The sequence below is a fragment of the Gilliamella sp. wkB18 genome, assembly GCF_001690875.1.
In the GTDB taxonomy this organism is placed as follows: Bacteria; Pseudomonadota; Gammaproteobacteria; order Enterobacterales; family Orbaceae; genus Gilliamella; species Gilliamella apicola_A.
Window position 1 is genome coordinate 12,363 of the sequence record NZ_LZHM01000056.1, and the last position, 26,139, is coordinate 38,501.

General features: G+C 36.1%; 18 protein-coding genes and 1 CRISPR repeat array. Of the genes, 4 read left to right on the forward strand and 14 right to left on the reverse strand.

The window, feature by feature from the left end:
* Positions 1–5 precede the first annotated feature (5 nt).
* The 5 genes from A9G48_RS06180 to A9G48_RS06200 all read right to left on the reverse strand — a co-directional run bounded on the left by A9G48_RS06180 (position 6) and on the right by A9G48_RS06200 (position 6,911).
* Positions 6–1,979 carry a bifunctional 2',3'-cyclic-nucleotide 2'-phosphodiesterase/3'-nucleotidase gene (locus tag A9G48_RS06180; protein ID WP_065575950.1) on the reverse strand — a complete coding sequence of 658 codons (1,974 nt, stop codon included), beginning with the start codon at positions 1,977–1,979 and terminating at the stop codon, positions 6–8.
* A 48-nt stretch (positions 1,980–2,027) separates the two neighbouring features.
* Positions 2,028–3,179 (reverse strand): adenosine deaminase, encoded by a 1,152-nt coding sequence (gene add, locus A9G48_RS06185; RefSeq protein WP_065573895.1) that lies wholly within the window; start codon positions 3,177–3,179, stop codon positions 2,028–2,030.
* Between the two features lie 239 nt (positions 3,180–3,418).
* Positions 3,419–4,672 (reverse strand): nucleoside permease, encoded by a 1,254-nt coding sequence (locus A9G48_RS06190; protein ID WP_034946566.1) that lies wholly within the window; start codon positions 4,670–4,672, stop codon positions 3,419–3,421.
* 236 nt (positions 4,673–4,908) lie between these two features.
* Positions 4,909–5,625: a purine-nucleoside phosphorylase gene (deoD, locus tag A9G48_RS06195; protein WP_034946563.1), complete on the reverse strand. Its 717-nt coding sequence runs from the start codon at positions 5,623–5,625 to the stop codon at positions 4,909–4,911.
* 56 nt (positions 5,626–5,681) lie between these two features.
* Positions 5,682–6,911: a phosphopentomutase gene (locus tag A9G48_RS06200; protein WP_065568958.1), complete on the reverse strand. Its 1,230-nt coding sequence runs from the start codon at positions 6,909–6,911 to the stop codon at positions 5,682–5,684.
* Positions 6,912–7,543: 632 nt separating this feature from the next.
* On the opposite strand from A9G48_RS06200, the gene murB reads away from it, so the two are divergent.
* The 3 genes from murB to birA are packed head-to-tail and all read left to right on the forward strand — an operon-like array spanning position 7,544 to position 10,680.
* Complete coding sequence (gene murB / locus A9G48_RS06205) at positions 7,544–8,551, forward strand: UDP-N-acetylmuramate dehydrogenase (RefSeq protein ID WP_034946558.1); 1,008 nt, start codon at positions 7,544–7,546, stop codon at positions 8,549–8,551.
* A gap of 58 nt (positions 8,552–8,609) precedes the next feature.
* Entirely contained in the window at positions 8,610–9,743 is a 1,134-nt protein-coding gene (locus tag A9G48_RS06210; RefSeq protein WP_034946557.1) for an MFS transporter, read from the forward strand.
* Complete coding sequence (gene birA / locus A9G48_RS06215; RefSeq protein WP_034946554.1) at positions 9,727–10,680, forward strand: bifunctional biotin--[acetyl-CoA-carboxylase] ligase/biotin operon repressor BirA; 954 nt, start codon at positions 9,727–9,729, stop codon at positions 10,678–10,680. The genes A9G48_RS06210 and birA overlap by 17 nt, the downstream gene beginning before the upstream one ends.
* Positions 10,681–10,744: 64 nt before the next feature.
* On the opposite strand, the gene A9G48_RS06220 is transcribed toward birA, so the two are convergent.
* Entirely contained in the window at positions 10,745–13,069 is a 2,325-nt protein-coding gene (locus A9G48_RS06220) for a zinc/cadmium/mercury/lead-transporting ATPase (RefSeq protein WP_065575951.1), read from the reverse strand.
* Positions 13,070–13,432: 363 nt separating this feature from the next.
* Between A9G48_RS06220 and A9G48_RS06225 the strand changes: the two genes are divergently transcribed.
* Positions 13,433–14,635, forward strand: coding sequence for an MFS transporter (locus tag A9G48_RS06225; RefSeq protein ID WP_065575952.1), 1,203 nt, complete (start codon positions 13,433–13,435; stop codon positions 14,633–14,635).
* A 317-nt stretch (positions 14,636–14,952) separates the two neighbouring features.
* Here A9G48_RS06225 and ypfJ read toward each other — a convergent pair whose 3' ends face one another.
* The 8 genes from ypfJ to A9G48_RS06265 all read right to left on the reverse strand — a co-directional run.
* Positions 14,953–15,810 (reverse strand): KPN_02809 family neutral zinc metallopeptidase, encoded by an 858-nt coding sequence (gene ypfJ / locus A9G48_RS06230; protein WP_065575953.1) that lies wholly within the window; start codon positions 15,808–15,810, stop codon positions 14,953–14,955.
* Positions 15,811–16,238: 428 nt separating this feature from the next.
* Positions 16,239–16,756: direct repeats of the CRISPR family, unit length 29 nt; unit sequence GTGTTCCCTGTATACACAGGGATAAACCG.
* Between the two features lie 685 nt (positions 16,757–17,441).
* Positions 17,442–18,323 carry a putative type VI secretion system effector gene (locus A9G48_RS06235; RefSeq protein WP_065575954.1) on the reverse strand — a complete coding sequence of 294 codons (882 nt, stop codon included), beginning with the start codon at positions 18,321–18,323 and terminating at the stop codon, positions 17,442–17,444.
* The gene (locus A9G48_RS06240; protein WP_065575955.1) at positions 18,320–19,201 is read right to left on the reverse strand and encodes a putative type VI secretion system effector; all 882 of its coding nucleotides are present in this window, start codon (positions 19,199–19,201) and stop codon (positions 18,320–18,322) included. The genes A9G48_RS06235 and A9G48_RS06240 overlap by 4 nt, the downstream gene beginning before the upstream one ends.
* Entirely contained in the window at positions 19,198–20,085 is an 888-nt protein-coding gene (locus A9G48_RS06245; RefSeq protein ID WP_065575956.1) for a putative type VI secretion system effector, read from the reverse strand. The genes A9G48_RS06240 and A9G48_RS06245 overlap by 4 nt, the downstream gene beginning before the upstream one ends.
* Positions 20,082–20,939 (reverse strand): putative type VI secretion system effector, encoded by an 858-nt coding sequence (locus tag A9G48_RS06250; protein WP_065575957.1) that lies wholly within the window; start codon positions 20,937–20,939, stop codon positions 20,082–20,084. The genes A9G48_RS06245 and A9G48_RS06250 overlap by 4 nt, the downstream gene beginning before the upstream one ends.
* Before the next feature lie 15 nt (positions 20,940–20,954).
* On the reverse strand, positions 20,955–24,620 hold the full coding sequence (locus A9G48_RS06255) for a T6SS effector BTH_I2691 family protein (RefSeq protein ID WP_065575958.1): 3,666 nt from the start codon (positions 24,618–24,620) through the stop codon (positions 20,955–20,957).
* A gap of 31 nt (positions 24,621–24,651) precedes the next feature.
* Positions 24,652–25,578 carry a DUF4123 domain-containing protein gene (locus tag A9G48_RS06260; protein ID WP_162174525.1) on the reverse strand — a complete coding sequence of 309 codons (927 nt, stop codon included), beginning with the start codon at positions 25,576–25,578 and terminating at the stop codon, positions 24,652–24,654.
* Positions 25,579–25,619: 41 nt separating this feature from the next.
* A partial coding sequence (locus tag A9G48_RS06265; protein ID WP_141672968.1) for a DUF2345 domain-containing protein occupies positions 25,620–26,139 on the reverse strand: 520 nt, incomplete at its 5' end.

Sequence of the window (26,139 nt, forward strand, 5' to 3'; positions counted from 1 at the left end):
TCTAACTAAATTTTAGGTTGAGCTTTAACAGGAGACTGTAAATCTATCTTATAAACACCAAAACCAGATGTATCTATGTCAATAAAGCGAATAGGGTATAGTGAATGTTTTTCGATATAGGATTTAGCTTCATCTGTTGATGATGATTCAAAGCGAATATCCAAATTTTTATTACTAGTAATCCGAGCAATTTGCCAATTATTATCGACAGTGACATCTACTATACCGTTCTTTTGGGTCATATTGGTGATATAAGCAGAAAGAATCAATCTTAAATCATCTGGTGAATTGAATTTAACATTTTTTTCGCCTGTGCCGGGAAATAAACCGCCATAAGCGCGATAGTTATTGGTGGCAATTAAGAATTCTTGGTTAGGATCAATTGTTTTTTGTTGATAAGTCAGATTCTTAATTCTTTCAGATGTTGGATTAATTAACTGGCAATTTGCATCGTAACGAGGTGGTTTAGTAACATCTATTTGATAATTAACCCCATCAATAATGTCAAAATTATAGGTTCTGAATTTATCCCAATTAATTAAATATTGTGGTTGTGATGAATTAGTATTAATTTGATTATACACACCAGCTGAACATTCCAACCACTCTTTAACATCTTTACCTGTAATTTTCACAGCAGATAACATATTAGGATAAAGGTAAATATCTGCAGCGTTTCTAAACGACAAATTGCCTTTTTTAACATCAACAAAAGCACTTGGATCGTTTTTTCGTCCGCCAGCTTTAAACGGTGCAATAGCTGATAAAATAGGTAATCCATTCAGATCAGGATCACCTTGAATAAATTGCTTAACATAATCGATCTGTGCATCGTTAATAATTTGTAGGGCTGAGCTATCTTCGACCAATGCTAAATAGCTAGTAATATCGGTTGAAACTTTACCTATTGGTTTGCTAACAAATTCACGTGTACCTTGGTGATCCTTGACTAGAATATCAACAATTTTGGCGTCTGCTTCAACTAGCGCTTTTTTGTTTTTTATATCATAAATTGGACGAGCTTCGGATTTTCCTGAAACTACTTGCCAATTTGCTTGTTCGCCTTCAAGAACTAAGTCAACTACTCCTAAGTGGCTACCCCAATGTCCGGGCATTACAGCAGGGACATGATTAATATTGCCCGTTTTAATATCTGTATTAGGTAATGATTTGAACGCTTCACTTGGAAACACGCTATGAGCATGACCAAACATAATGGCATCAATACCCTCTACTTGGCTCAAGTAGTAAACCGAATTTTCAGCTAATGCTTTATAAGGTTCAGTTGAAACACCAGAATGTGGAATAGCAATAATAACATCAGCGCCTTGTTTTTTCATTTCAGGGACTAATAGCTTGGCTGTTTCTGTAATATCTTTGACGACAACTTTGCCATCAAGATTAAGTTTGTCCCATTGCATAATTTGTGGAGGCACAAAACCAATATAGCCAATTTTAATAGTGTGTTTATTGCCGTTTCTATCAATAACAGGAGTATCTAAAATAATATATTGTGTAAAAAATGGCTTTTGAGTTTTGGCATCATAAACATTAGCGTTAATGTAAGGAAATTTAGCCCCAGAAAGACTTTTTTGCAGAAATTCCAATCCAAAATTAAATTCGTGGTTACCAATATTCCCCACAGTATAATCAAGCGTATTAAGTGCTTTATAAATAGGGTGAATATCATCATCATCAAGACCTTTATGTACGGCATAATCAGCCATTGGGCTGCCTTGAATCAGATCACCATTATCAACAAGGACACTATTTTTTACTTCACTTCTTGCTTGATGAATTAAATTAGCAGTTTTTACTAATCCGAAAGTATCAATAGACTGATCTTTAAAATAATCATAATTCATCATGTTTCCATGCAAGTCGGTTGTTTCAATTATCCTTAAATCAACCGTTGCAGCATTAACAAAACCAGATATAAATAGGGTTAAGAAGTTAAGGATTAACTTGTTATTTTTCATACAAATCTCCTATTTATTTTTGATATACTGCTTATTTACATGTAGTGCTTATAAAAGTTCTTGATAAGTTTTAAACCTGTCAATAATAGCAAAATGGTATTTTTTATCAGTGATTGCTTGTTGAAGCATTTGTTTATCATTAGCAGTAAATAAGGATAAAACATAATGTGTTAATCTCACCTTTACTGACTCTTCAACAAAAGCAGCATCAATGCCACAAAGTGTAATATCAAGTAATTCTAACCTTGAAAACTGAAATACTGTTTGAGCAATGTGATACTCTTTTTCAATATCTGTACCAAAAATGCCAGCATCATCCGTATTAAGCGTTATACGTACACCTTGCTCATACAGTTTCCTCACTGGGTGATTATGTATATTGCCATGAAGTTCGTTAACTAAAATACGGTTACTTGTTAATGCGATTTCTAATGTGATTTTTTTATCAATTAATTCTTGAATTAACTTTTGATTTTCAATGGCTCGAATACCATGCCCAATTCTATTTGCACCGTGTTTTAGAGCTTGAATAATACTTTCTGCTGAATCGATTTCGCCTGCATGATAAGATTTTTTTAATTTTAATTGTGATGCTAATTGATGAGCATCTTGAAAATCATCAAAATGCCCAGCTTTTTCGTTTCCAGCAATATTAAAACCGGTTATAAACTGATGAGGATTCTTTTCAATAAATCGCAATGTGTCATAAACAATTTTGGCGCCAAGGTGTCTAACCCCAATAACATGATATCTTACTGTGACATCAAATTCTTTCTGTACATCAATAATTGCTTTATCCATTTGCTCTAAGGTTTGATGGAATCTTTCTTGATTCCAAATAATTTCGCCATTAATTTCAGTTGTACAAATATGATAAGGAGAAAGGAACAGTTCGCAGTAAATTAATCCTTGCTTTGCGTTTCTATAAAGAAAATCGTAGGTGATTAAGTAATAATCTTCGGGTGTTTTAACAAAACTAGAAACCGTATCATAAGTTTGAATAAATTCAACAAAGTTAGTTTCGTCGTATCGATATCGACCATTTTTAAACTCATTTTTATCATACTCATTGGCTTGATAACATAATGAATTAGGAAAAATGATATGATTTTTATCGGCGAGCTTCTGAGCCATAAAAGGAGTAATACTGCCTTCAACATGCTCATGTAATATGACTTTTGGGATAATTTGATTATGCATTTTATATTTTTCAGTTTAATTCTGCCTATTGGATACCTGCAATAATAATATTTAAACGCCACTGGAAGGTTTATGCAGTATAGTTAATTTATAATTGCATACACGCTATTGTACCTGGATAAATTACATGTTTTCCACACATTTTGTGTGCTTATTTTTTCATTTTTTATCAGGGAAATATTAATTTAATTTTTCCTAAAAAGCAGCAATAGTACTAAATATTGCTGCTGATTCCTTTATTAATTAATAACCTGAAAAGCTTTTTCTTCTGTTTTTTCGTTTTTAAATATTAATAAAAATATGATTGCTAATACTAAAGAATAACTAGCAAAAATAAGCCAAATAGTGCGCCAATCAATAATTCCATCTGATGTATAATAATCAACGACAAAACCACTGATAGTTGAACCTAAATAAGCACCAATTCCATTGGTCATAATCATAAAAAGCCCTTGTGCACTGTTACGAATATTTGAAGATACCGATTTTTCAACATACATAGAGCCAGAAATATTATAAAAATCAAATGCACAACCGTATACGATCATTGATAATAATAATAACGTGAAGCCAACAGGAGAAGGATCACCATAAGCAAATAAGCCAAAACGAGCAACCCAAGCAATCATACTAATTAACATTACATATTTGATACCAAGGCGTTTCATAAAAAATGGAACAAACAGTATAAATACTACTTCCGATATTTGTGAAATAGAAAGTAAAACAGAAGGGTATTGTACTACTAAACTATCGGCATATTCTGGAACATTTTTAAATGAAAGTAAGAAAGGATTACCAAAAGTATTTGTAATTTGTAAAATTCCTCCAAGAAATACAGCGAATATGAAGAAGATTGCAATTCTAGGTTCCTTAAATAAAACAAATGCATCTAGACCTAAAGAGCTTACAAGAGACTTTCTTTTCGAATTATCTTTAGTTATTACAATTAATGGTAAAGTAAGTGAGTATAGGCTAAGTAAAATTGAACCGGTAGCGGCAATATAAAGTTGCATATTGCTTAATCCAAATTTTAAAAAGCTCACTAACCACATTGCAATAATAAAACCGATAGTACCAAAAATCCTTATATTAGGAAATTGAGTGATAACATCCAAACCTTGCGAAGCTAAACATGAGTAAGAAATTGAGTTAGAAATAGCTATAGTAGGCATAAAGGCAAGGCAATGAATTAACATAACAACAACCATCATCAAAGGTGATGTAATTGATGCTGCAATAAATAGGGTAATTGCACCAATTAGATGGCAAATCATAAATAACCTATTAGCAGGGATCCATCTATCTGCTACAACACCAAGTAAGCCTGGCATAAATAAAGAAGCGATTCCCATCGTACTATAAACTGAGCCTACTGTCGTACCGCTAAATTTTAGAGTCTCCATCATATAAGAACCTAGGGTGATAAGCCAACTTCCCCAGATGAAGAATTGTAAGAAAAATATAATCTTAAGTTTAAACTTAATATTCATTTCGATTCCTTATTAAATGAGATATTTGATAATCTATTGCCTAACAAATTATTAATGAATAAATTTAAATATTAGCGAATACTATGTTTGCTTATATAACGCTATGCTTATTAGTATGCGGTTAAAATAGCTTACTGATTTTTGTTTTAAAAAATGTTTTATCTAATTTAACTGTTAATATTTTTATTATTCTAAAAAATAAACTTAAAAAAAATGGCAGTTGATCTGCCATTTTTTTAATTCTGATTTAATAATACTGATTCCAATGCTACTGTAATCATTTCTTTAAAGCCCAGTTGGCGTTGTTCTGCCGACATGGATTCTCCTTTTCGAATATGATCTGAAACTGTACAAATTGCTAGTGCCTTTGCACCATATTCTGAAGCAACTCCATAAATGCCAGCAGCTTCCATTTCAACGCCTAAAATATTGTATTTTTCCATAATATCGAACAATTCGGGTTCAACACTGTAGAATAAATCAGCTGAAAAAAGATTACCAACTTTTACATTTACACCCAATTGTTTCGCTGCATTAACTGCGTTACAGGTTAGATCAAAATCGGCAATTGCGGCAAAATCATGATCTTTAAAACGAATTCGATTGACTTTAGAATCAGTACAAGCTCCCATACCGACAATAACATCACCGATGTTAACATTTGGGCTAATTGCACCACATGAGCCGATTCGTATAATATTTTTAACTCCATAAAACTTTATTAATTCGGTTACATAAATAGAACAAGAAGGAATGCCCATTCCATGTCCCATAACTGAGACTTTTTGCCCTTTGTAATAACCTGTAAAACCTAGCATTGCTCTTACATTAGTGACTTCTTGCGCGTTTTCTAAAAATGTTTCTGCAATAAATTTTGCGCGTAGCGGATCGCCAGGCATTAAAACAGTTTCTGCAAAAGCATTATCAGCGGCATTAATATGCGGGGTAGACATCAAATTCTCCTGATCTTTGTTTCTAAAAAAGTATTACTTTAAAATGGATTAGTTATCTATTTTCTAATAAAAGATTGACCATAATCCATTGGCGACAAATCAAAATAATCAGCGACACTTTGCCCAATGTCGGCAAAAGTTTTCCGATGACCTAAAGATCCAACTGGCACGCTATCACCATAAACAAGCACTGGAATATGTTCACGTGTATGATCCGTTCCTGGCCATGTAGGATCGCAACCATGATCAGCACTGATAATCAGCAGATCACCTGGTTCAACCAGTGCTAGCATTTCAGGTAGACGGCTATCAAAATATTCTAAAGCTGCAGCATAACCTGAAACGTCGCGTCTATGTCCATAAGAAGAGTCAAAATCAACAAAATTAGTAAACACAATGGTATTGTCTCTAGCTTGCTTTATTTCTTCAAGCGAAGCATTAAATAGCGCTTCAATACCTGTGGCTTTAACTTTTTTTGTTATCCCAACGTGTGCATAAATATCGGCTATTTTACCGATTGAAATAACGTGACCATTTTTTTCATCAACTAACTTTTTAATCATTGTTGGTGCAGGTGGCTCAACAGCAAGATCATGACGATTACCAGTACGAACAAACTCACCTGCTTTTGCACCGATGAAAGGTCTTGCAATAACGCGCCCTATATTGTAATTGCCTTTATTAAGTTCATCACGTACTATTTCGCAAATTTCATATAATTTTTCTAAACCGAACGTTTCTTCATGACAAGCGATTTGGAAAACTGAATCTGCTGATGTGTAAAAAATTGGTTTACCGCTTGCCATATGTTCCTCGCCAAGTTCATCTAGAATAATCGTGCCTGATGAATGGCAATTACCTAGATAGCCAGGAAGATTTGCACGTGTAACAATTTTATCTAAAAGATCTTGAGGAAAGCTGTTAGTGGTATTAGTAAAATAACCCCAATCAAAAAGAACGGGTACGCCTGCTATTTCCCAATGTCCTGAAGGCGTATCTTTACCCGAGGAAATTTCGCTTGCATAACCATAAGAACCAATGATATCACCTTCAGATTTCATGCCTTTTGGATAATGCCCTGTTGATTCATATGCAGCTTCTAGTAATCCTAACTTACCTAAATTAGGTAAGTTTAGCACTCCACTGCGTCCGCACTCAGCTTTACCTAATGCACAGGCTTCGGCGATATGACCTAAAGTATTAGCGCCTTCATCGCCATATTTTTTCGCATCTTCAGCGCCACCTAGTCCGAAGGAATCAAGGATCATAATAAAAACTCTTTTCATAATTTCCTCTAACTTTCGAATACAACCTTACTCACATAAATTTATTGGCTTATATTATATGAAATAATAACATGTAAAAATGTGATCTAATACCCAATTGATTATTTTATAATAATTCACAATAAATATAACGGACATTTTCGGGCTGATTAAATTTCTTCTAATTTAAAAAAGATCGAATGGTTAGCTATGATACATGATTAAAAAAAAACAAAAAAGATTTAAGCATTGTTTTAGCTGATTATTTGATTAATGTTAACGTTTAATAAAGAAATAGGGCAATCATTTGGGAAAAAGTGCATATATTAGGTTTTAATAGCCATAGTAATTATTTTTAATGTGTTTAAAATGGAGAATCATCGAAGTTTAGATAAAATACTCCATACTGTTGTGATAACATATTGCATTATATATATACTTAAATGATACAATAGTTATTTATCTTGCCATATGCATAAACATTTAGTCATTCTATTTACATATTAAAGTTGAAAATCCAACTTCAAATTTTAAAGTTAAAAGCTTTATAAAATTAAAAAGAAATAAAATGATTGAACAATACACTCACTACTGGCTAAATCAATTTCAAGGTATAACATATTTTTCTTCAAAGGAAATAAAGGTAGTTATTAATGAAACAAAAAATCCCGAATACTTTTGGGCTAGAAGCTTATGCTCAGCATGTCATTACTGTTACAACGGTTGAACAACTTAAAACTGTTTTTGAAAATCATAAAAATCAACCAATTATGATTATTGGCGAAGGCAGTAACACACTATTTACTTGTGATTTTAATGGCATAATTATTGTTAATCGTATTAAAGGGATAACCATTACTGAAACCGACCGAGAATGGCATTTAAAAGTTGGTGCAGGTGAAATTTGGCATGATGTAGTATCACAAACAATTGAAAAAAATATACCAGGGCTTGAAAACCTTGCTTTAATTCCTGGCTGTGTGGGTTCTGCGCCTATTCAAAATATTGGTGCTTATGGGATTGAGTTTCAAAAAGTGGCGGATTATGTGGAACTGCTTGAGCTTGCTACAAATAAAATCCTTACTATCACCGATGGTCAATATGGATACCGTGAAAGCATATTTAAAAAACAATATTTACAAGGTTATGCGGTGATTAATGTTGGTATAAAATTACCCAAACAGTGGCAACCAATATTAAATTATGGTGAATTACGTAACTTTGAGCCACAAACTGTTACCGCCAAAATGATTTTTGATAAAGTCTGCGAAATTCGCCGCAGTAAATTGCCAGATCCAAAAGTTCTAGGTAACGGTGGAAGCTTTTTTAAAAACCCTGTGGTCGATAAAATTGTAGCGGACAAACTACTTGAAATTTATCCAAACATGCCAATATATCCACAAGCCAATCACCAAACCAAATTAGCTGCAGGTTGGCTGATTGAACAGTGTGGTCTAAAAGGATACCAAATAGGTGACGCTGCGGTACATCAACAACAGGCATTGGTCTTAGTTAATAAAGGTCAAGCAACAGCACAAGATGTAGTTGAATTAGCTCGACATATAAAAAAATGTGTATTACAAAAATTCTCGGTGAATTTATCACCAGAAATCCGATTTATCGGCAACTCGGGTGAAATTGATGCAGACAGTTATTTATAATTAGCATCAAATTATAATTACCCACAAATTTTAACTTATAATTATACGCGATAACATTATGAAACATTCGTATTCATTTCCTATTTTATTAGCCAGCTTATTATTTGTGACAATCTCATTATCAGCGTTAAACACACAAGTACCTTTGTGGTTAGTGCGTAATGAGTTTTCGCTTGAACAAATTGGTCTAGTTGGCTCAAGTTATTTTACTGGCAACCTTATTGGTACCATTTTCGCCAATTGGTTTATTAATAAATTTAATGCGCGTCACACATACACTTATAGTTGCATTATTTTTGCCATTGCAACTATTGGATTAAGTTTTTCAATGAATTTTTATAGCTGGATAATGTGGCGATTTTTTATAGGGATTGCTTGTGCGGTCACTTGGGTGGTTATTGAAAGTTGCATATTACTCACTGGTCCGGTACGTACACGTGGAAAAATGCTTGCAGTATATTTAACTACTTATTATTTGGGTTCGGTTTTGGGACAAGCATTGTTACAGTATTTCCCGCAAAATATATTGTATTTTGGATTGGTTATTGCGTTACTGATGGGGCTTGCAATTTTATTTATTTTGCTGACTCATTATAAATTACCAAAAAGGAAAAAAAGCAGCTTTAACATCATGCCAATGATATTAAATAAACCCTCTCGACTTGGATTAACCGGTTGTGTTATTGCAGGTATGTTAATTGGCTCATTATATTCGCTCTTACCGGCCTATTATTCGCACTTAGGCTATAGTGATGTTCAGGTGGCTAATTGGATTATTTTACTTATTTTATCTGGAGTAGTTGCCCAAATGCCGGCTAACTGGTGTGCAGATAAATTTGGGCGACAAACAGTATTACTAATCGAATCACTACTCATGTTGATTGCATGTATTATGCTGATATTTAATTGGTGTGATGTATTAGCAATTATCCTATTAGGCGTAACCATTTATACCATTTACCCCATATCTATGGCTTGGGCCTGCTCGTGTGTTAAAAAACAAGATATTGTGGCGATGAATCAAGCAATGCTATTAACCAACACATTAGGCAGCTTAATTGCTCCTGCAGTGATAGCATTCATTATGGATAAAACGAGTAATACCTATTTATTTGTCAGTTTTGCTATAATTTCGTTATACTTCATCATTTTATTAATCAAAAAAAGAGAAGCGGATGCGCAACCACAATAATCCACTAAAATTAATAGCAATACTTGCAGACGGCAAATACCATTCGGGCGAAGAATTAGCAGTAATATTTGGCATAACACGCGCAGGAATTAATAAATACATCAAACAACTGCGTGAGTGGGGGATTGAGCTAACTTCAGTGCAGGGTAAAGGCTATTGCTTGGCAGCACCTCTTAATTTGCTTAATAAAACTAAAATTGATCAGTATTACCAATCGAATAGTCGATGTGACATATTGCCAATTATTGATTCAACTAACCAATATCTACTGGATAGAATTGGTCAACTAACATCGGGCGATTGCTGTGTCGCCGAATTTCAATCCAAAGCACGAGGAAGGCGAGGGCGAAAATGGTTTTCGCCTTTTGGCACTAATTTATACTTTTCAATGTATTGGCGACTAGAACACGGTATCGCAGCGGCAATGGGGCTGAGTTTAGTTGTTGGTATTGTTATTGCCGACACCTTACGTACATTATCTGGTCAAGACATCAAAGTTAAATGGCCAAACGATCTATATCTTAACGATCAAAAACTAGCGGGTATTTTAGTTGAGCTTGCAGGTAAAACGGGCGACTGTGCCCATGTTGTGATTGGTGTTGGCGTCAACTTAACCATGACAAACCCTGATACCACCATAGTTAACCAAAAATGGGCTAATTTAGGTAATGTTGATCGTAACTTATTAGTTGCACAGATTGCCAAAGCTTTAAAAAGCCAATTAATCGAATTTGAAAAACATGGGTTGGCGCCATTTATTAATGATTGGAATAGACTAGATAACTTTGTTAACCGACCTGTAAAACTATTAATTGGCGATAACATTATTCAGGGAAAAGCAAAAGGCATAAATGATCAAGGAGCCTTATTACTAGAGCAAAATGGTAAAATTAATGCCTATATTGGTGGTGAGATATCACTAAGAATGGATGAATAATGATCCAAAGCCATTAAAAACTATTCCGCTTGTGACAAGCGGAATAGGGTAGGCAAACAACTTTTTAACTTTTATTTTTAAATTTCAAAACTCGAAGCGCATTAGCTGTCACAATCGCAGTCGTACCTGAATCAGCTAACACAGCCAACCATAGTCCAGTAAAGCCAAATAAACTAGTAATCAAAAACACTAACTTAATGCCCAACGCAATGGTAACATTTTGTTTAATATTACGAGAGGCAAAACGCGTTAAACCAATTAGCTTAGGCAAACTTAACAAGCTATTTTTAGTTAATGCGGCATCAGCAGCCTCTAGCGCAACATCAGTACCACTACCCATAGCAATACTTACAGTTGCCGCTTTCATGGCTGGAGAATCATTAATTCCATCGCCCACCATAGCGATCGACGTTGAGATACGCATCTTTTCAATTTCTGCCAATTTATCAGCAGGCAACAGTTCTGCTCGGTAATCCATACCTAATTGAAAGGCAATAGCTTTGGCGGCTCGCTCATTATCGCCTGTTAACATCAAAGTTTTAACGCCAAGCTTGTTAAGCTCATTCATTGTAGTCATTGCATCACTCCGTAACACATCTTGCAATGCAATAATGCCCATCAATTGTTGACTTGTTACTACAACCACTACTGTTTTACCCGCATTTTCAAGTTCCTCAATAATTTTGGTATGTTCAGCCTTCAAAGGCGCTGAAACAGTTACAACCTTACTTGGTGATACAATATAAAAAGTTTGATTATCAACCTCGCCTTGAACACCAACCCCCGCAATTGCTTTACGATTATCGGCCTCATTGACATTTAATTGATTTAGCAATGCATAATCAACAATCGCCTTAGCAATGGGATGATGCGAACCACTTTCAATAGCGGCAACTAACTTTAATAATTCTTCTTTTGAAACATCTTCACTAATAACATCGGTGACTTGCGGTTTACCTTCAGTTAACGTACCGGTCTTATCGAACGCCACTAGCTTAACGGAACCAATATGCTCTAACGCTGCACCACCTTTAATTAGTACACCTTGTTTTGCTGCATTAGACAAAGCAGACGTTATTACCGCAGGTGTTGAAATCACAAGCGCACAAGGGCAACCAATTAACAACAGTGTTAAACCTCGATAAAACCAAGTATACCAATCAGCATTAAACAACAAAGGTGGCACAATAATTACTAACAGTGCAAATAAAGCGATTGTCGGCGTATAATAACGACTAAACTTATCAATGAATCGCTCAATCGGTGCTTTACGCTCTTCGGCATCTTCAATCAACTGTAAAATACGATCAACTGCGTTTTTTCCTTTTTCAGAAATAACTTTGAGTTGAATTGTATTATCAACAACTAGCGAGCCTGCCAAAATTTTATCACCAGCAAAATAATTAACCGGAATGGATTCGCCCGTTAAAGCACTCTCATCAATGCTTGCCTGTTCGCTGAGTAGAATTACATCAGCTGGTAAACGACCACCGGATGAAATTTCAATTATGTCGTCTGGTTGTAAACTATGGCTAGTAACAGTTTTTCGTTTACCATCAATAATAATAACCGACTCTTCAGGCATTAGCTCAGCAAGCGACGAAATGCCCTTTTTAGCTTTACTTGTTGCAACGCTTTCTAACATCTCGCCAATCATAAATAAAAATATAACCATAGTGGCTTCTTCGGCTGCACCAATAAACAGTGCACCAATTGCTGAAATGCTCATCAACGATTCAATAGAAAACGGAGTACCACTACGAGTTAAAATCAAAGCTTCTTTAGCGATTGGAATTATGCCGAATATGGCAGTTGCAATAAAGGCGTATTCACCAACATATTGATTAAATAAAAGAATAATATAACTGATAATAATTAAAATCCCTTGAATGACTAAGGGGATAAACGCTTTTTTATCAAAATGATGGGAATGTTTGTGGTGGTGAGCATATTGTGTTGAAGTTACTAATAAAGGTTTATAACCGAGTTCAATTACTTTATCCTCGATTAATTTAATCACTTTTTGGTTCTTTTCAGGGACAAAAACAATAAGTTTTTCAGTTGAAAAAAGGATCTTGGTATGAGTAATATTGGGTAAATTTCTGATGCCATTTTCGATTTTTTGTGCGCAACTGGCACAATCCATGCCTTGGATCTTCCATGTCAATTTAATATCTTTACTTTTTTGCTCAGACCCATCGGGAGGATCATCCGATTCATTTTGCTCAAGCTCTGTGTGCGTATTTCCCCCACAACTATCGGTTGATTCTTGGCTACAATAGGTATCATGATTAGAATAGTTATGATTATGCTTAATATTTTTGCAATTACTGTGACAACATTCATGGTTAACATGGTGATGATGTATATATTTGTTATTATATAACATAACGTTACCTCTATTTGTTGATGAGTTTGATTGTACGCTAAAACAGATAAAAATAAATCATTTTTTAAGTTTATTTACTACCACGGCTAACTTATTATATCCACTGATAAAATGAATTTATTGATATGGCAGTAGAACATTTAAATTAAATAGTATCAAACACACAAAACTTATAACTATTTTAATGGTTGAAAAGATCTAAAATAACCGAATGGATAAAATTTTATAGTGACATAACCGTAAGGTGATTGGTGTCTATTTGTGGCAAACAGTCTTCATACTACTAATTAGTATCCCCAAATTTCTATATAAGCATGGAATTTAAGTATATAATTACGACTACTTAAACGATTAGGAAAATCTATGTCTACAATTTCATCTTTTCGCCAACGGCAAAGTACCATTTTTATAGCCTTTCTTTTTTCCACGTTTATTATTGGTATCGCAGGCGCCTTACAATCACCGACACTAAGTCGTTTTTTATCTTATGAAGTTAATGTTAATGAAATTTTGGTTGGTGCTTTTTATTCTGTTAATGCTATCGCAAGTATTATAGGTAGTTTCTTCTTAGCTAAATATTCTGATAATAAAGGTGATAGACGCAACATAGTTATTTTTTGCTGTCTAATGGGGGTTACTAACAGTATTATTTTCGCTTTTGTTCGTCATTACTCTATTTTAATCACATTAGGGGTATTATTTTCAGCACTAACCTCTGCTGCCATGCCACAAATTTTTGCATTAGCGCGTGAATACGCAGTTAAAACAGGGCGAAATGTCGTTGCATTTAATTCCTTAATTCGTGCTCAGCTATCTCTTGCTTGGGTAATTGGTCCACCATTATCTTTTTTATTAGCTATTAACTATGGTTTTACCACCATGTACCTCAGTGCTATGACGATGTTTATTATCGCTATAGTTTTTATTGCTATTTTCTTGCCCTCTGTTGAAAAAAATCCCATAACAAAATTTGATAACCCTAACGATTTATACGCAGCCAACCAGCCCCTTTTAAAAAATAAAAACGTGGTTTTCTTATTTCTTTCCACCGTATTTATGTGGACAGCAAACATGATGTACATCATTGATATGCCGTTGTATGTCGATTCTGTATTACACTTATCAGATGCATTACCAGGTCAATTAATGGGGTTAGCCGCAGGGATTGAAATTCCTATCATGCTAATTGCTGGTTTTTTAGTACCCTATTTAGGTAAACGAAACTTATTTATCATTGCAATAATTTGCGGTGCCTTATTTTACGTTGGGATTATTTTATTCTCATCAGAACTTGCATTATTTGTTTTGCAATTATTTAATGCACTATTTATTGGAATAGTTGCAAACATTGGTATTATCTATTTTCAAGACTTACTACCAACCAGAATGGGGGTTGCATCCACCTTATTTAATAATGGTATGACCTGTAGTGTTATTTTGGCTGGCATGATTCAAGGTTTTGTTTCTGAAGAATATGGGCATGAAGTGATTTATAAAATTGCCTTAAGCATGATAGTGATTTCATTACTATTTTGTTTACTGGTTAAAGATGTAAAAGAAAAATAAAATACTGGATAAATGACGTTTTACAAATAATATATAAAACGTCATTAATTTATTACCTGCCATTAAAAATTTAATAACAAATAACGAAAAATCGGCAGAGCTAACTATAAACGCCATAACTTGTTTTAAAGCCTTAAGCGAAAAAAATGCTTTTAAGCACACCGAACAAGATGCATCACATTAATCAACAACTCGAATCACACTAAAACTTTGTGTAATATTTTTAAATATTCCAATGTCTATCATCTTAACGCCAGCATTATTGACTGATAAAACGAGATTGACTAATTTTTGAGATATACTGCCTACTTTATTTTTTATTCAGCAAAAGTATTACATTGCTCAATAGAACCACTATCAAATCCTTTTTTAAACCAAGTATAACGTTGTTTAGATGAGCCATGGGTAAAGCTATCAGGAACAACATATCCCGCACTTTGGCGTTGCAAACGATCATCACCAATAGCTTGTGCTGTATTTAATGCTTGCTCAATATCACCAACATCAAGCAGATTTTGTTTTTGCATAGCATTGCCCCATAAACCTGCATAACAATCTGCTTGAAGTTCTAATTTAACCGACAACTGATTATTATTTAACTCAGATTGGTTTTGCTTTAACTGCTCTATTTTATTGAAAGTGCCCAACAAATTTTGTACATGATGACCAATTTCATGGGCGATCACATATCCTTGGGCAAAATCACCACCACCACCTAAACGTTGTTTCATCTCTTGATAAAATGACACATCTAAATAAACGGTTTTATCTGTACTGCAATAAAATGGTCCCATAAAGGATTGACCTGTACCGCAAGAAGTCTGAGTTAAACCGGTATAAAGCACTAATTTAGGCGGAATATAAGTTTTACCTAACCGATTAAATTCTTTGCTCCAATAATCTTCAGTACTAGCTAAAATGACTGATGTAAATTTAGCAGCATCAGGATCATCAATAGCATATTCAGTAGTGGATTGTTGTGGATTATTAAGATCAATAAGATCAGAGTTAAGCAAACCGGTTAAGTCAACGCCATAATACCCAGCAATTAATACAACAAAAAATAAAACAACTTTACCTTTACCACTAATTGGAATTTTTGTTCCCAAATCACCTGTTGATTGCGAACGGCGATCTTCAATATTATCACTCTCTCTTTGGTCTCTCCAACGCATAGTAATTATCTCATCAGTTTTGGTAAGTTTATTTTAAAGGATAATAGAAAAGGATACTAGGTTAAAGTTTCTACAATTTTGGTGTGATTTTGATTTTATGCGTATTACGTTTTGAGCATAAAAATTATTGTTAGTCTAAAGATTAACCCTTACGAAAGTAAAACCGATTCCTTATTAAAAGGTCAGAAACTATAACCATAAAAAAATCGGTAAGAATTAATATTTTTTTATCTAACTATTGTTTAATTTACGTATCATGATGAATTTACATTAAAAATTGGTACATTTTGGTAAAACGACATAAATTAAAGTAATCTTACTTATAGTATATTAAAAATCAATAAGTTAAAAATCTTTAAAAATTTAAAAAATCTGGTAGAATTTATCGGTCGCTATAACTGTAAATAAAACAGATAGCTACAATTAGAGTGTTCCCTGTATACACAGGGATAAACCGGGAATATTGAATTCTTGCATTTGATGAGTTTTCGTGTTCCCTGTATACACAGGGATAAACCGCCCTTTTTGTAGTTTGTGAAAACATTTGAACCGTGTTCCCTGTATACACAGGGATAAACCGCCCAGAATTGGTCAATGATGCGTTAAAACTACGTGTTCCCTGTATACACAGGGATAAACCGGTTTTATAGAATTAGACAATTTTGATGTTGTTGTGTTCCCTGTATACACAGGGATAAACCGCGGAAAATGTATCAGAAATAGCGTGGCGAAAAGTGTTCCCTGTATACACAGGGATAAACCGGATTTAAATCCATGTACTCACTACTAAAAAATGTGTTCCCTGTATACACAGGGATAAACCGAGTTGCTCAACAAGTAAAAAAATTAACTTATCGTGTTCCCTGTATACACAGGGATAAACCGAGGTGATAAGATTTAATTCTTATTCATTAACTGCGTTCCCTGTATACACAGGGATAAATTCTAAACAGCATTAGTTAGCGTTGTTTTAAAATAGTCATGATTGGATGCAGCAAGCTTTAAATTCTTTTGTGGTTAGGTTTTGGACGTTTTAGTCTTTAGTGACACTAAAATGAATGTAGTGTTCACGTCCGAGTAAAGGAAATTTAGCGTGAAATTTCCTTTACAATCCTAAGTTTGCCGCCAGAAGTACTGGTCACTGCGTGACTGCCCTCGCTTTGTTAATTAGCATTAAACGAACCGATGAGTATTGCACTTCCTTGTGCGCCCTCATCTCATTTGGCATCCTGCCCAATGTTCTATGCTAATTAACTCACTCGGCAGTACTTAAGCGGAAATACAAATTCAATGATTTAATTAGATTTTTAACATCATTAATAAAAATTTATTGTCTATCCACTTAATAATTGTTTGTGCTAATTCCGTGCCATACAAAGTGCTGACAACTAAGGCTGGTTAGCAAGTCAAACAAGGCGGTTTGGCAAGTTCGTGTTTTGTTTGGAACAAATCACCAACGGGCGTTAAAACCTGACAAAGGAAGAAGACAATTGCAAAGCGATCACTTTGTTTTAGGCATCAGCGTGGGGATTATAAAGGGGGATTGGCAATTCCTTTTGCTCGGACGTGAACGCTGATTTTATTTTTGTTTCACAAACGGTTAAAACATCCGAAAATAAAGCCTTATTTGTTCAGCTTTTGATTGTGGCGTTATTTTTTCCATACTTTCGCTTATCTTCATCCTTTCCCGTGTGGATCACGGTAATGTAATCGGGAATGGGTGGGGCTTTGCGGTAGAAGGCGACCCATTTGACGCCAGGGGGATCTTTGCGTTTAAATTCGTCGGTGGTGACATCGATATAAAAATTAGGCTCGTTCATCGATTTGTTGTTGAAAAACATCTCCATATATTCTTGTTCCATATTAACCGTTTTCGGTTTGGGGTAACCTAAAGTAGCAAATATTTTATCGGCTTCTTTGGAACCTCCGCCAAGCATATTTTTATAACACCAATAGTAAAGGAAAAAAATTAAACCATCTACTATTGTAATTACAACAAAAGAAAGACAGAACAATACAACATCTTGTATTGTTATTCCCGACATAATTAATGTTCCTAAATAAATTAGTATCATTATAATTCCAGCTTCCTTAAAAGCTGCTTTATTATTGGCTTTAGTTCCTTTCATAGCCCAAGGGTATAACCATAGGCGGTGATCGATGGGGCGGCGAAGGGCATAGGCGTAGTAGCTACCGTCTTCCAGTGGTTCGACCACCACTTCGACCTTGTCGCCATTGCGGAAAAAAGCCCGGCAAAAAATGCCGTGTACGGTTAATTCACCCAGTTTACAGCGAAAGTATTGTACGCTGTTAAGGTAGTCGGCGGCTTCTTGTTGACCGCTTGCCATGCCAACTTGGCTGGCGGCTTCGGCGCTGTTACCAAGCGCCAGTTGCCCCAGTAGTGGCAAGCTGGCAAAACTGCCGTTGCTAAAGTGTGATAAGTTAGTATCTATCACTTCTAACTCAGTGATTTTACCGGTAATGATTTGATAATAGTCACTATTTACTTTCATTTTTTCCGTTTATTATTATTGGTTTTTTCCGTGTGGATCACGGTAATGTAATCGGGAATGGGTGGGGCTTCGCGGTAGAAGGCGACCCATTTGACGCCAGGGGGATCTTTGCGTTTAAATTCATCGGTGTTCACATCGATATAAAAATTAGGCTCGTTCATCGATTTGTTATTGAAAAACATCTCCATATATTCTTGTTCCATATTAACTGTTTTCGGTTTCGAGTAACCTAAAGTAGCAAATATTTTATCGGCATCTTTGGAACCTCCGCCAAGGATATCTTTATTACAAAAATATAAAGCTAAAAAAATTAACCCATCAACGATAAAAGCAGCAATGCACGCTATAATAAAATAAAATAATTCTTTACCATTTGTTATATCTGAGAAAATAATACACATCGTTATACAACTAATACTTAATAGATATATACTGAGTGAAATAATACTTGCGTCTTTAAACGCTTCTTTATTGTTAGCTTTGGTTCCTTTCATAGCCCAAGGGTATAACCATAGGCGGTGATCGATGGGGCGGCGAAGGGCATAGGCGTAGTAGCTACCATCGTCGAGTGGTTCGACCACCACTTCGACCTTGTCACCATTGCGGAAAAAAGCCCGACAAAAAATGCCGTGTACGGTGAATTCACCCAGTTTACAGCGAAAGTATTGCACGCTGTTAAGGTAGTCGGCGGCTTCTTGTTGACCGCTTGCCATACCAACTTGGCTGGCGGCTTCGGTGGTGTTGCCAAGCGCCAGTTGCCCAAGTAGTGGCAAACTGGCAAAACTGCCGCCGCCAAAGTGTGATAAGTGGGTATCTATCACTTCTAGCTCAGTGATTTTACCGGTAATGATTTGAAAATAGTCACTATTTACTTTCATTTTTTCCGCTTATTCTTATTATTGTTGGTTTTTTCCGTGTGGATCACGGTAATGTAATCGGGAATGGGTGGGGCTTCGCGGTAGAAGGCGACCCATTTGACGCCAGGGGGATCTTTGCGTTTAAATTCATCGGTGTTCACGTCGATATAAAAATTAGGCTCGTTCATCGATTTGTTATTGAAAAACATCTCCATAAATTCTTGTTCCATATTAACCGTTTTTGGTTTGGGGTAACCTAAAGTAGCAAATATTTTATCGGCATCTTTGGAGCCTCCGCCAAGCATACCTTTATCACTATAAAATAAAATTAAAAAAATTAATCCATCAATGATAAAAGCGCCAATACACGCTATAATAAAATAAAATAATTCGTTACCATTTCTTAGATTTGCGAAACTAATACATATCGCTATGCAAATAATATTTAATATATACGTACCGAGTGAAATAGAACCTGCAAACTTAAGTGATGCTTTATTACTGGCTTTAGTTCCTTTCATAGCCCAAGGGTATAACCATAGGCGGTGATCGATGGGGCGGCGAAGGGCATAGGCGTAGTAGCTACCGTCTTCCAGTGGTTCGACCACCACTTCGACCTTGTCGCCATTGCGGAAAAAAGCCCGACAAAAAATGCCGTGTACGGTGAATTCACCCAGTTTACAGCGAAAGTATTGCACGCTGTTAAGGTAGTCGGCGGCTTCTTGTTGACCGCTTGCCATGCCAACTTGGCTAGCAGCTTCGGCGCTGTTGCCAAGCGCCAGTTGCCCAAGTAGTGGCAAGCTGGCAAAACTGCCGCCGCCAAAGTGCGATAAGTCGGTATCTATCACTTCTAGCTCAGTGATTTTACCGGTAATGATTTGAAAATAGTCACTATTTACTTTCATTTTTTCCGCTTATTCTTATTATTGTTGGTTTTTTCCGTGTGGATCACGGTAATGTAATCGGGAATGGGTGGGGCTTCGCGGTAGAAGGCGACCCATTTGACGCCAGGCGGATCTTTGCGTTTAAATTCGTCGGTGTTCACGTCGATATAAAAATTAGGTTCGTTCATGGATTTGTTATTGAAAAACATCTCCATATATTCTTGTTCCATATTAACCGTTTTTGGTTTGGGGTAACCTAAAGTAGCAAATATTTTATCAGCGTCTTTGGAGCCTCCGCCAAGCATACCTTGATCACAATAAAATAAGATTAAAAAAATTGATCCTCCAACTAAAATATCAAGCGCAAACATTAAGGTTAAAAAAACTAAATCATCACCAGAAGCTATTGTGAAAATAACCATACTTAGGATAAAACAAGGAAATGTAATTTTCCCAGCAAATTTAAAAGATTCTTTATTACTGGCTTTGGTTCCTTTCATAGCCCAAGGGTATAGCCATAGGCGGTGATCGATAGGTCGGCGAAGGGCATAGGCGTAGTAGCTACCATCGTCGAGTGGTTCGACTACCACTTCGACCTTGTCGCCATTGCGGAAAAAAGCCCGACAAAAAATGCCGTGTACGGTGAATTCACCCAGTTTACAGCGAAAGTATTGCACGCTGTTAAGGTAGTCGGCGGCTTCTTGTTGACCGCTTGCCATGCCGACTTGGCTGGCTGCTTCGGTGGTGTTGCCAAGCGCCAGTTGCCCAAGTAGTGGCAAACTGGCAAAACTGCCGCCGCCAAAGTGTGATAAGTGGGTATCTATCACTTCTAGCTCAGTGATTTTACCCGTGATAATTTGAAAGTATTGGTTCATTGATTTATCCTGCTTTTAGTTTATACCTTGGAAATAATCGGTAATTGCATTGGGATTAAATGGGTAGTTTGACTTCGGTTGATTTTTGATTGCTAGCGCCTCTCGTTTTGCTTGGTGGCGGCGCTCTAAATCGTTAGTGATTAGCATTAAGGCATCAAATTCGTTAAAATCGTGCTCGGCTTCGCTATCCGGTTGTTGCGCCGTAGTTGCTTTGGCGGTGAGTTGGTTTTGTTGATTTAGTTCAACGGTGGATTTGTCAATTCCAAACATTTCTTGTAGTGCCTCTTTAAATGCGTCTTGTTGTTCGATAAGATTTTTATAGGCTTCGGCATTGTTATTTTTTACACCTAGCGCACTGAGTTTTATCCACGATTCTAACTCATTATCACTTATATACCAGATCAATCCTTCAATCAGTAGGCTAAGCACACCAACCCAAAAACCAAGCGCTAATAGTATCACCCGCCTTGCCATAATTTGCGCAGTATAAATGGCAATGGCTCGGGCAATGACTTCTCGACTTAGCCCTTTAGCTAACGCCCGTTTGGTTATACGGCTAGTTAACCAAGGAATATGGTAGGTCGTTGAAGCAGCAAATCCGATTCCTGAATTGAAAAAATATAATAACCCATTTAAACCATTCAATAAGGATAAACCGGTATTTCCTTTTTTTCTTTCATCTGTTGCTGTCATAACCTTCTGAAAACCCACATACAACCCCGCCGCTGCCCCCAAGAACCCCGACATCACCTTTATGCGCCCTGCGGCAACCGAGCCAGATCCTGTAACTGTTTTGACAAATTGATACATTAATTCGGTGGTTGCCGATGTCATCGCTAGTGATGCTCCAATCATTTCTGCCGACCAGAAACTGTCGTTATGGTCGCCTTGGGTTTTATCTTTAATTTGTAGCCAGTTATATATTTCAAAGGCGGCAATAACAAAGGCTAAGCGGATATCTTTAAACCCTTTACTTGGTTGGCTACGGGTGACTTTGATGTTGTCGATATCTTCTTTTTTGGCTTTTAATATTTTTGTATTGCGTCCGGCTTCTTTTATATCTAAAACTCGGGAAATCACTCTATTTTTGTTATGAAGTTGTTTAACGTACTCACTTTTCGCTTTTAGATCGGATTCTCGCATTTTTTTGGTTAGTTGCATCACCACGCCACCTGGTAAGGTTTGGGTTTTAGGTAAGGCGTTTTTAAACCATTGCGAGTTGACCACGGCATTGCTGACGTTGTTTTCTGCCTGTAAAATCGCTTGCTGCGCTTTTTTATATAAGCCAAAAAATGACAAATTTAGCATAAGGCAGGCATGGTGGTTAATTTTATTGATTGTAGATGAATTATTCAGGGGGGAGAACATAATATTGCATAAGCGCACAGCCAAATTGTTGACGCTTAGCACGGGTTTACTTAAAAAGATTTTTAATAAACGTTCATTACCGGGCATTTTTATTCCTAATTTTGCCACATTCCCCAGTGTGTCGGGGTGGTTTTTTAATACGTTTTTGGCTTTATCTAGCTCTTTATAGTAGTTGTTTACTGCGTTTAAAAACCCTTGTGTTTTTTTGTAATACGCCGCAATTTTACCCACTTTAGAGGTGGTCATCACTTCGCTTAGTTCTATCGGTTCATGGTGATTTTCGATCTGTTCAAGCATGGCTTGAATGTCGGTTAATAGCGTTTCACTGTTGTTTGCTAACGCACGCACCATTATGCTGTCACTGGTGTCTTCACTTGCGTTACTTGCTTGTAACCATATTTTTAAGTTTAATTTGCCGATGTCGGTTAATTCTAAACCTGAAGTGCATTTATCGATTACGGCTGAGTAGTAGATTCCATATAGGTTAAGTTGTTCCGCTATTTTTTGCTGCGCATCCCCCGTTAGTTCATTATCGGCAATGGCTTGTTCTACTTCAAATTGGTTGTCGATCCGTTTTTCGTTAGGATCTGTATCAGAAACGGATTCCCAAATGTCGCCGTCAAAATCTTTCATATGCTGGTAAAAGTTACTCATTTTTAACCAACTTATTAGTTGTTGTGCCCGTTGTTCGGCTAGGGTTGTTATTTCTTGTTGTAACTTTTCATATTGCTGATTTAAGCTATTTACGGTTTGGGTGTCTAAACATTTATCGTATTTTTTTCTGATACTGTTTATTTTATCTATTTTATCTTGTTGGTATTGGTCTTCTTTTTTCCGATAACTCTCTAAGTAACTGCCTAAAAATTTTTCCGCTTTAAAATAACTCGTTAAGTTTTGCTCGTTTCGGTTGGATTGGGGGGAGTTAAAGTATTTGATATAACCTTTGTCTATAAAATAAGGATTATAATATTTGTTGTTGTTAGATACTAATGCGATATGATACGCCGAATAGTTTTTACCATGTAAAAAGTAGTTACGTTCCCATTCATAATATTTTTCTTGTCTATATCTTATTGCTATAAAGTTATCATACATTCCGGTACAATCTTGGTAGTTTTTACTGTACGGTTTGCCGTAGAGTTCTTCTTGTATCAGTACCGATAGCTGATTAAAGGTTGAAAAAACAGGCAGCTCTTCGGTTTCGGGCAGTTTCTTCTCTTGCATTACCCGTTTAAAATAAGGGTGATTGGTATAGTTGAATTTAAAATCATCAGCAAATTCTTTATGAATTAATAGCTCTATGCCGTATTCGTAAGAAGCATAGGCATCAAATTCTTGTGCCCGTTCTTGGCGGTATTGATCGTTTTTGGCATAGAGTTCGTTACAATAGCCATTTAGTTCTTTTGCTATGCCGATTGGGTCATCAATAGCGATAATTAACGGTGAGTAACCAGCACTGTACTTATCCATGGTGTTGGCTATGGTTGCTGATAGCCCTTGTTGTTTTGTCCATGGCGTAGTTGTGGTGTTTTTTTTGAGTACTTTGCTGTCATATCCAAAGGGTTGGTTGCCACCTTGTTTGGTGTTACTGTCAACGCCTTGGCGGTTGTAACTTAGGGATTGAGAATAATGAACTTTTATTTGTGATTGTTTTTTAGACTCTTCTTGGTTGTCAATAAGGTAGCTGGTGACAATGCTGTCGCTGTGATCATAAGGGAGCTGTTGCTGATCAAAATTGGGATCTAGATCTAATATTTGTTCTATCGTTTGTTTGGTCGCCGTGGTTATGCCGTCTAACGATTTTTGTTGTTGTTCTTTCCATTGTTCTGTGCTGATTTTTTGCATGCGTTTTTCTGGTTGTTGTTCATGCTTTTTAAGGATTTTTTCATCCAATGGAATTTCACTAAAGGCAAGGTAGACTTCGTTTTGTTCTTTCGGACATGGAATAGTAATAAATTTATTGTGTGTTTCGTTATTTTTTAAATTTGGACATCGAAATCCTCCGCCTTCTGCTAGCTCTTCTATGGTTTGGGCTTCATCTGGAGAATTTTGTTTATATAAATTACCGTCATGATCGATGGTGTAAACTTGCCATTTATCACTACCGATTTCGTTAGGTAAATAGACGTATAAAAAGCCACTACGCATAGATCTAACGTGATATTGGTAATCGGCATCAAGCGGTACTGTGGTGATATTTGATGATGACGCCCATGCTGGCGAAGTCCGTTTAAGGTAAGTGGGTACAACGGTGTATCTTACTGGTAAAATGGCTAACCCTTGGGTTTGGCATCCGCATTGTTTTTCTGTCATTCTTTTTTCCTTTCAGTGTTTGACTTAATTATCAGAACGATTGTGTGTTTAGCATTAATTGCCAATCAGCACGTTTTAATATGTCCAATAAAGGGGCAAAGTCATATCGAGTTTTAAAGGTTTTTAATTTTTTTTGGATTTGAGGGTGTAAGTCAAAATCCTTGTCGTTGTTGATGGCGATTTCTGCCCAGGGTACTAATAAGGCATTATCTTTAAAACCTTGCGATATTAGGCGTAATAAGCATGGCATAATATGATGCAAGGTTTTGCATTCATCTATTTTTTTTGTTGGGTTGTTTTTACGATAAGCTTTAATTGCTTGGTTATTAATGCCAATACAGTAGAGCTGATCTTCTAATTGTTGGTTAATCCATAATTGACGTGACCATGTCGGACTTTTGTTTTGAGTATTATTATGACAATAAAAATCACCATTGCCGTCTAATAGTGTCCATAATTCGATGTCGCCTAATACTTTTGCTTGTTGTTCTGGATTTAATAAGGTTAATAATTGGGGAAATACGGCAGGATCGTAAAACCGGAATAATATTGTTCCATGGGTGACTTTTTGTAATGCGAGTAAGGCAAAACCTTGCGCAATTTTTTTAGCTGTTTCTTGGGTGAAAATCCAACCACTATAGTGCCGCTTGCCACTTTTACTTAACGTTTTAGGCGATAATTCTAATAATGATTGATCGATTGTGTAACGTAATATATCGCGTTCAAATGCATTATTTAAATTTAATTCAAGCAAAACAGGCCGTTGCGATGCTAGCACGGCAGGGTGCAGAATTTTAACTTGCGCAATTTGATCGGGGTTTTGAAAATATTTAAGTATGTCATCTTCTAATGGCGAGATAAACGGATCTAATATGACTATGCATCGTGAATGGTAATTTTTTGCATAGTCATGGCATTTATCCGCTATCTGGTCTATTTTTTCAATGTCACCTTTCAAGTTTATGTTAAGCCTTGGAAATAACACGGTGTTGGATCCTTTTAATCAAGCTTTGTAATGGCGTGTTGTTTTTGTACATCGCCTTTTGTTTGTTGTTGACACTTGACTTCGCCAGGTAAGTCAGATGTAAATTGCTGCGTTGCTGATTGCATTTTTTGCATGACATTACATTTAAAATAGACATTATCTTGGGTGCCAAGCTCAATGCCTTCTTCGCTGATTTTTATGTATGAACCGCCACAAATTAAGGTGATTTTTTTATTGGCGCTTAGGGCAACTTTGCCATCAACACTGTCGACTTTAACTTCTTGCTTAGCTGCCATGTTGAGGTTGGCGTTTTGGGCTTGCACCACAATATCGCCTTGGTTGGCAAAGAGTTTCATGCCTGATTTGTGGGCAAATAAGCCCATCGCTTCGCCCGATGAGAGGGTAAGGTTTTTTAAGGCGGCAATGTCAGTTTGGTTTTCACTGGTTAAAGTAACGCTGTTGCCGGTGGAGAGTTGAATGTTTTGCGGACTGGTTAAGGCAATGCCTTCTTGGGCATAGGCAAGTATGCCGCTT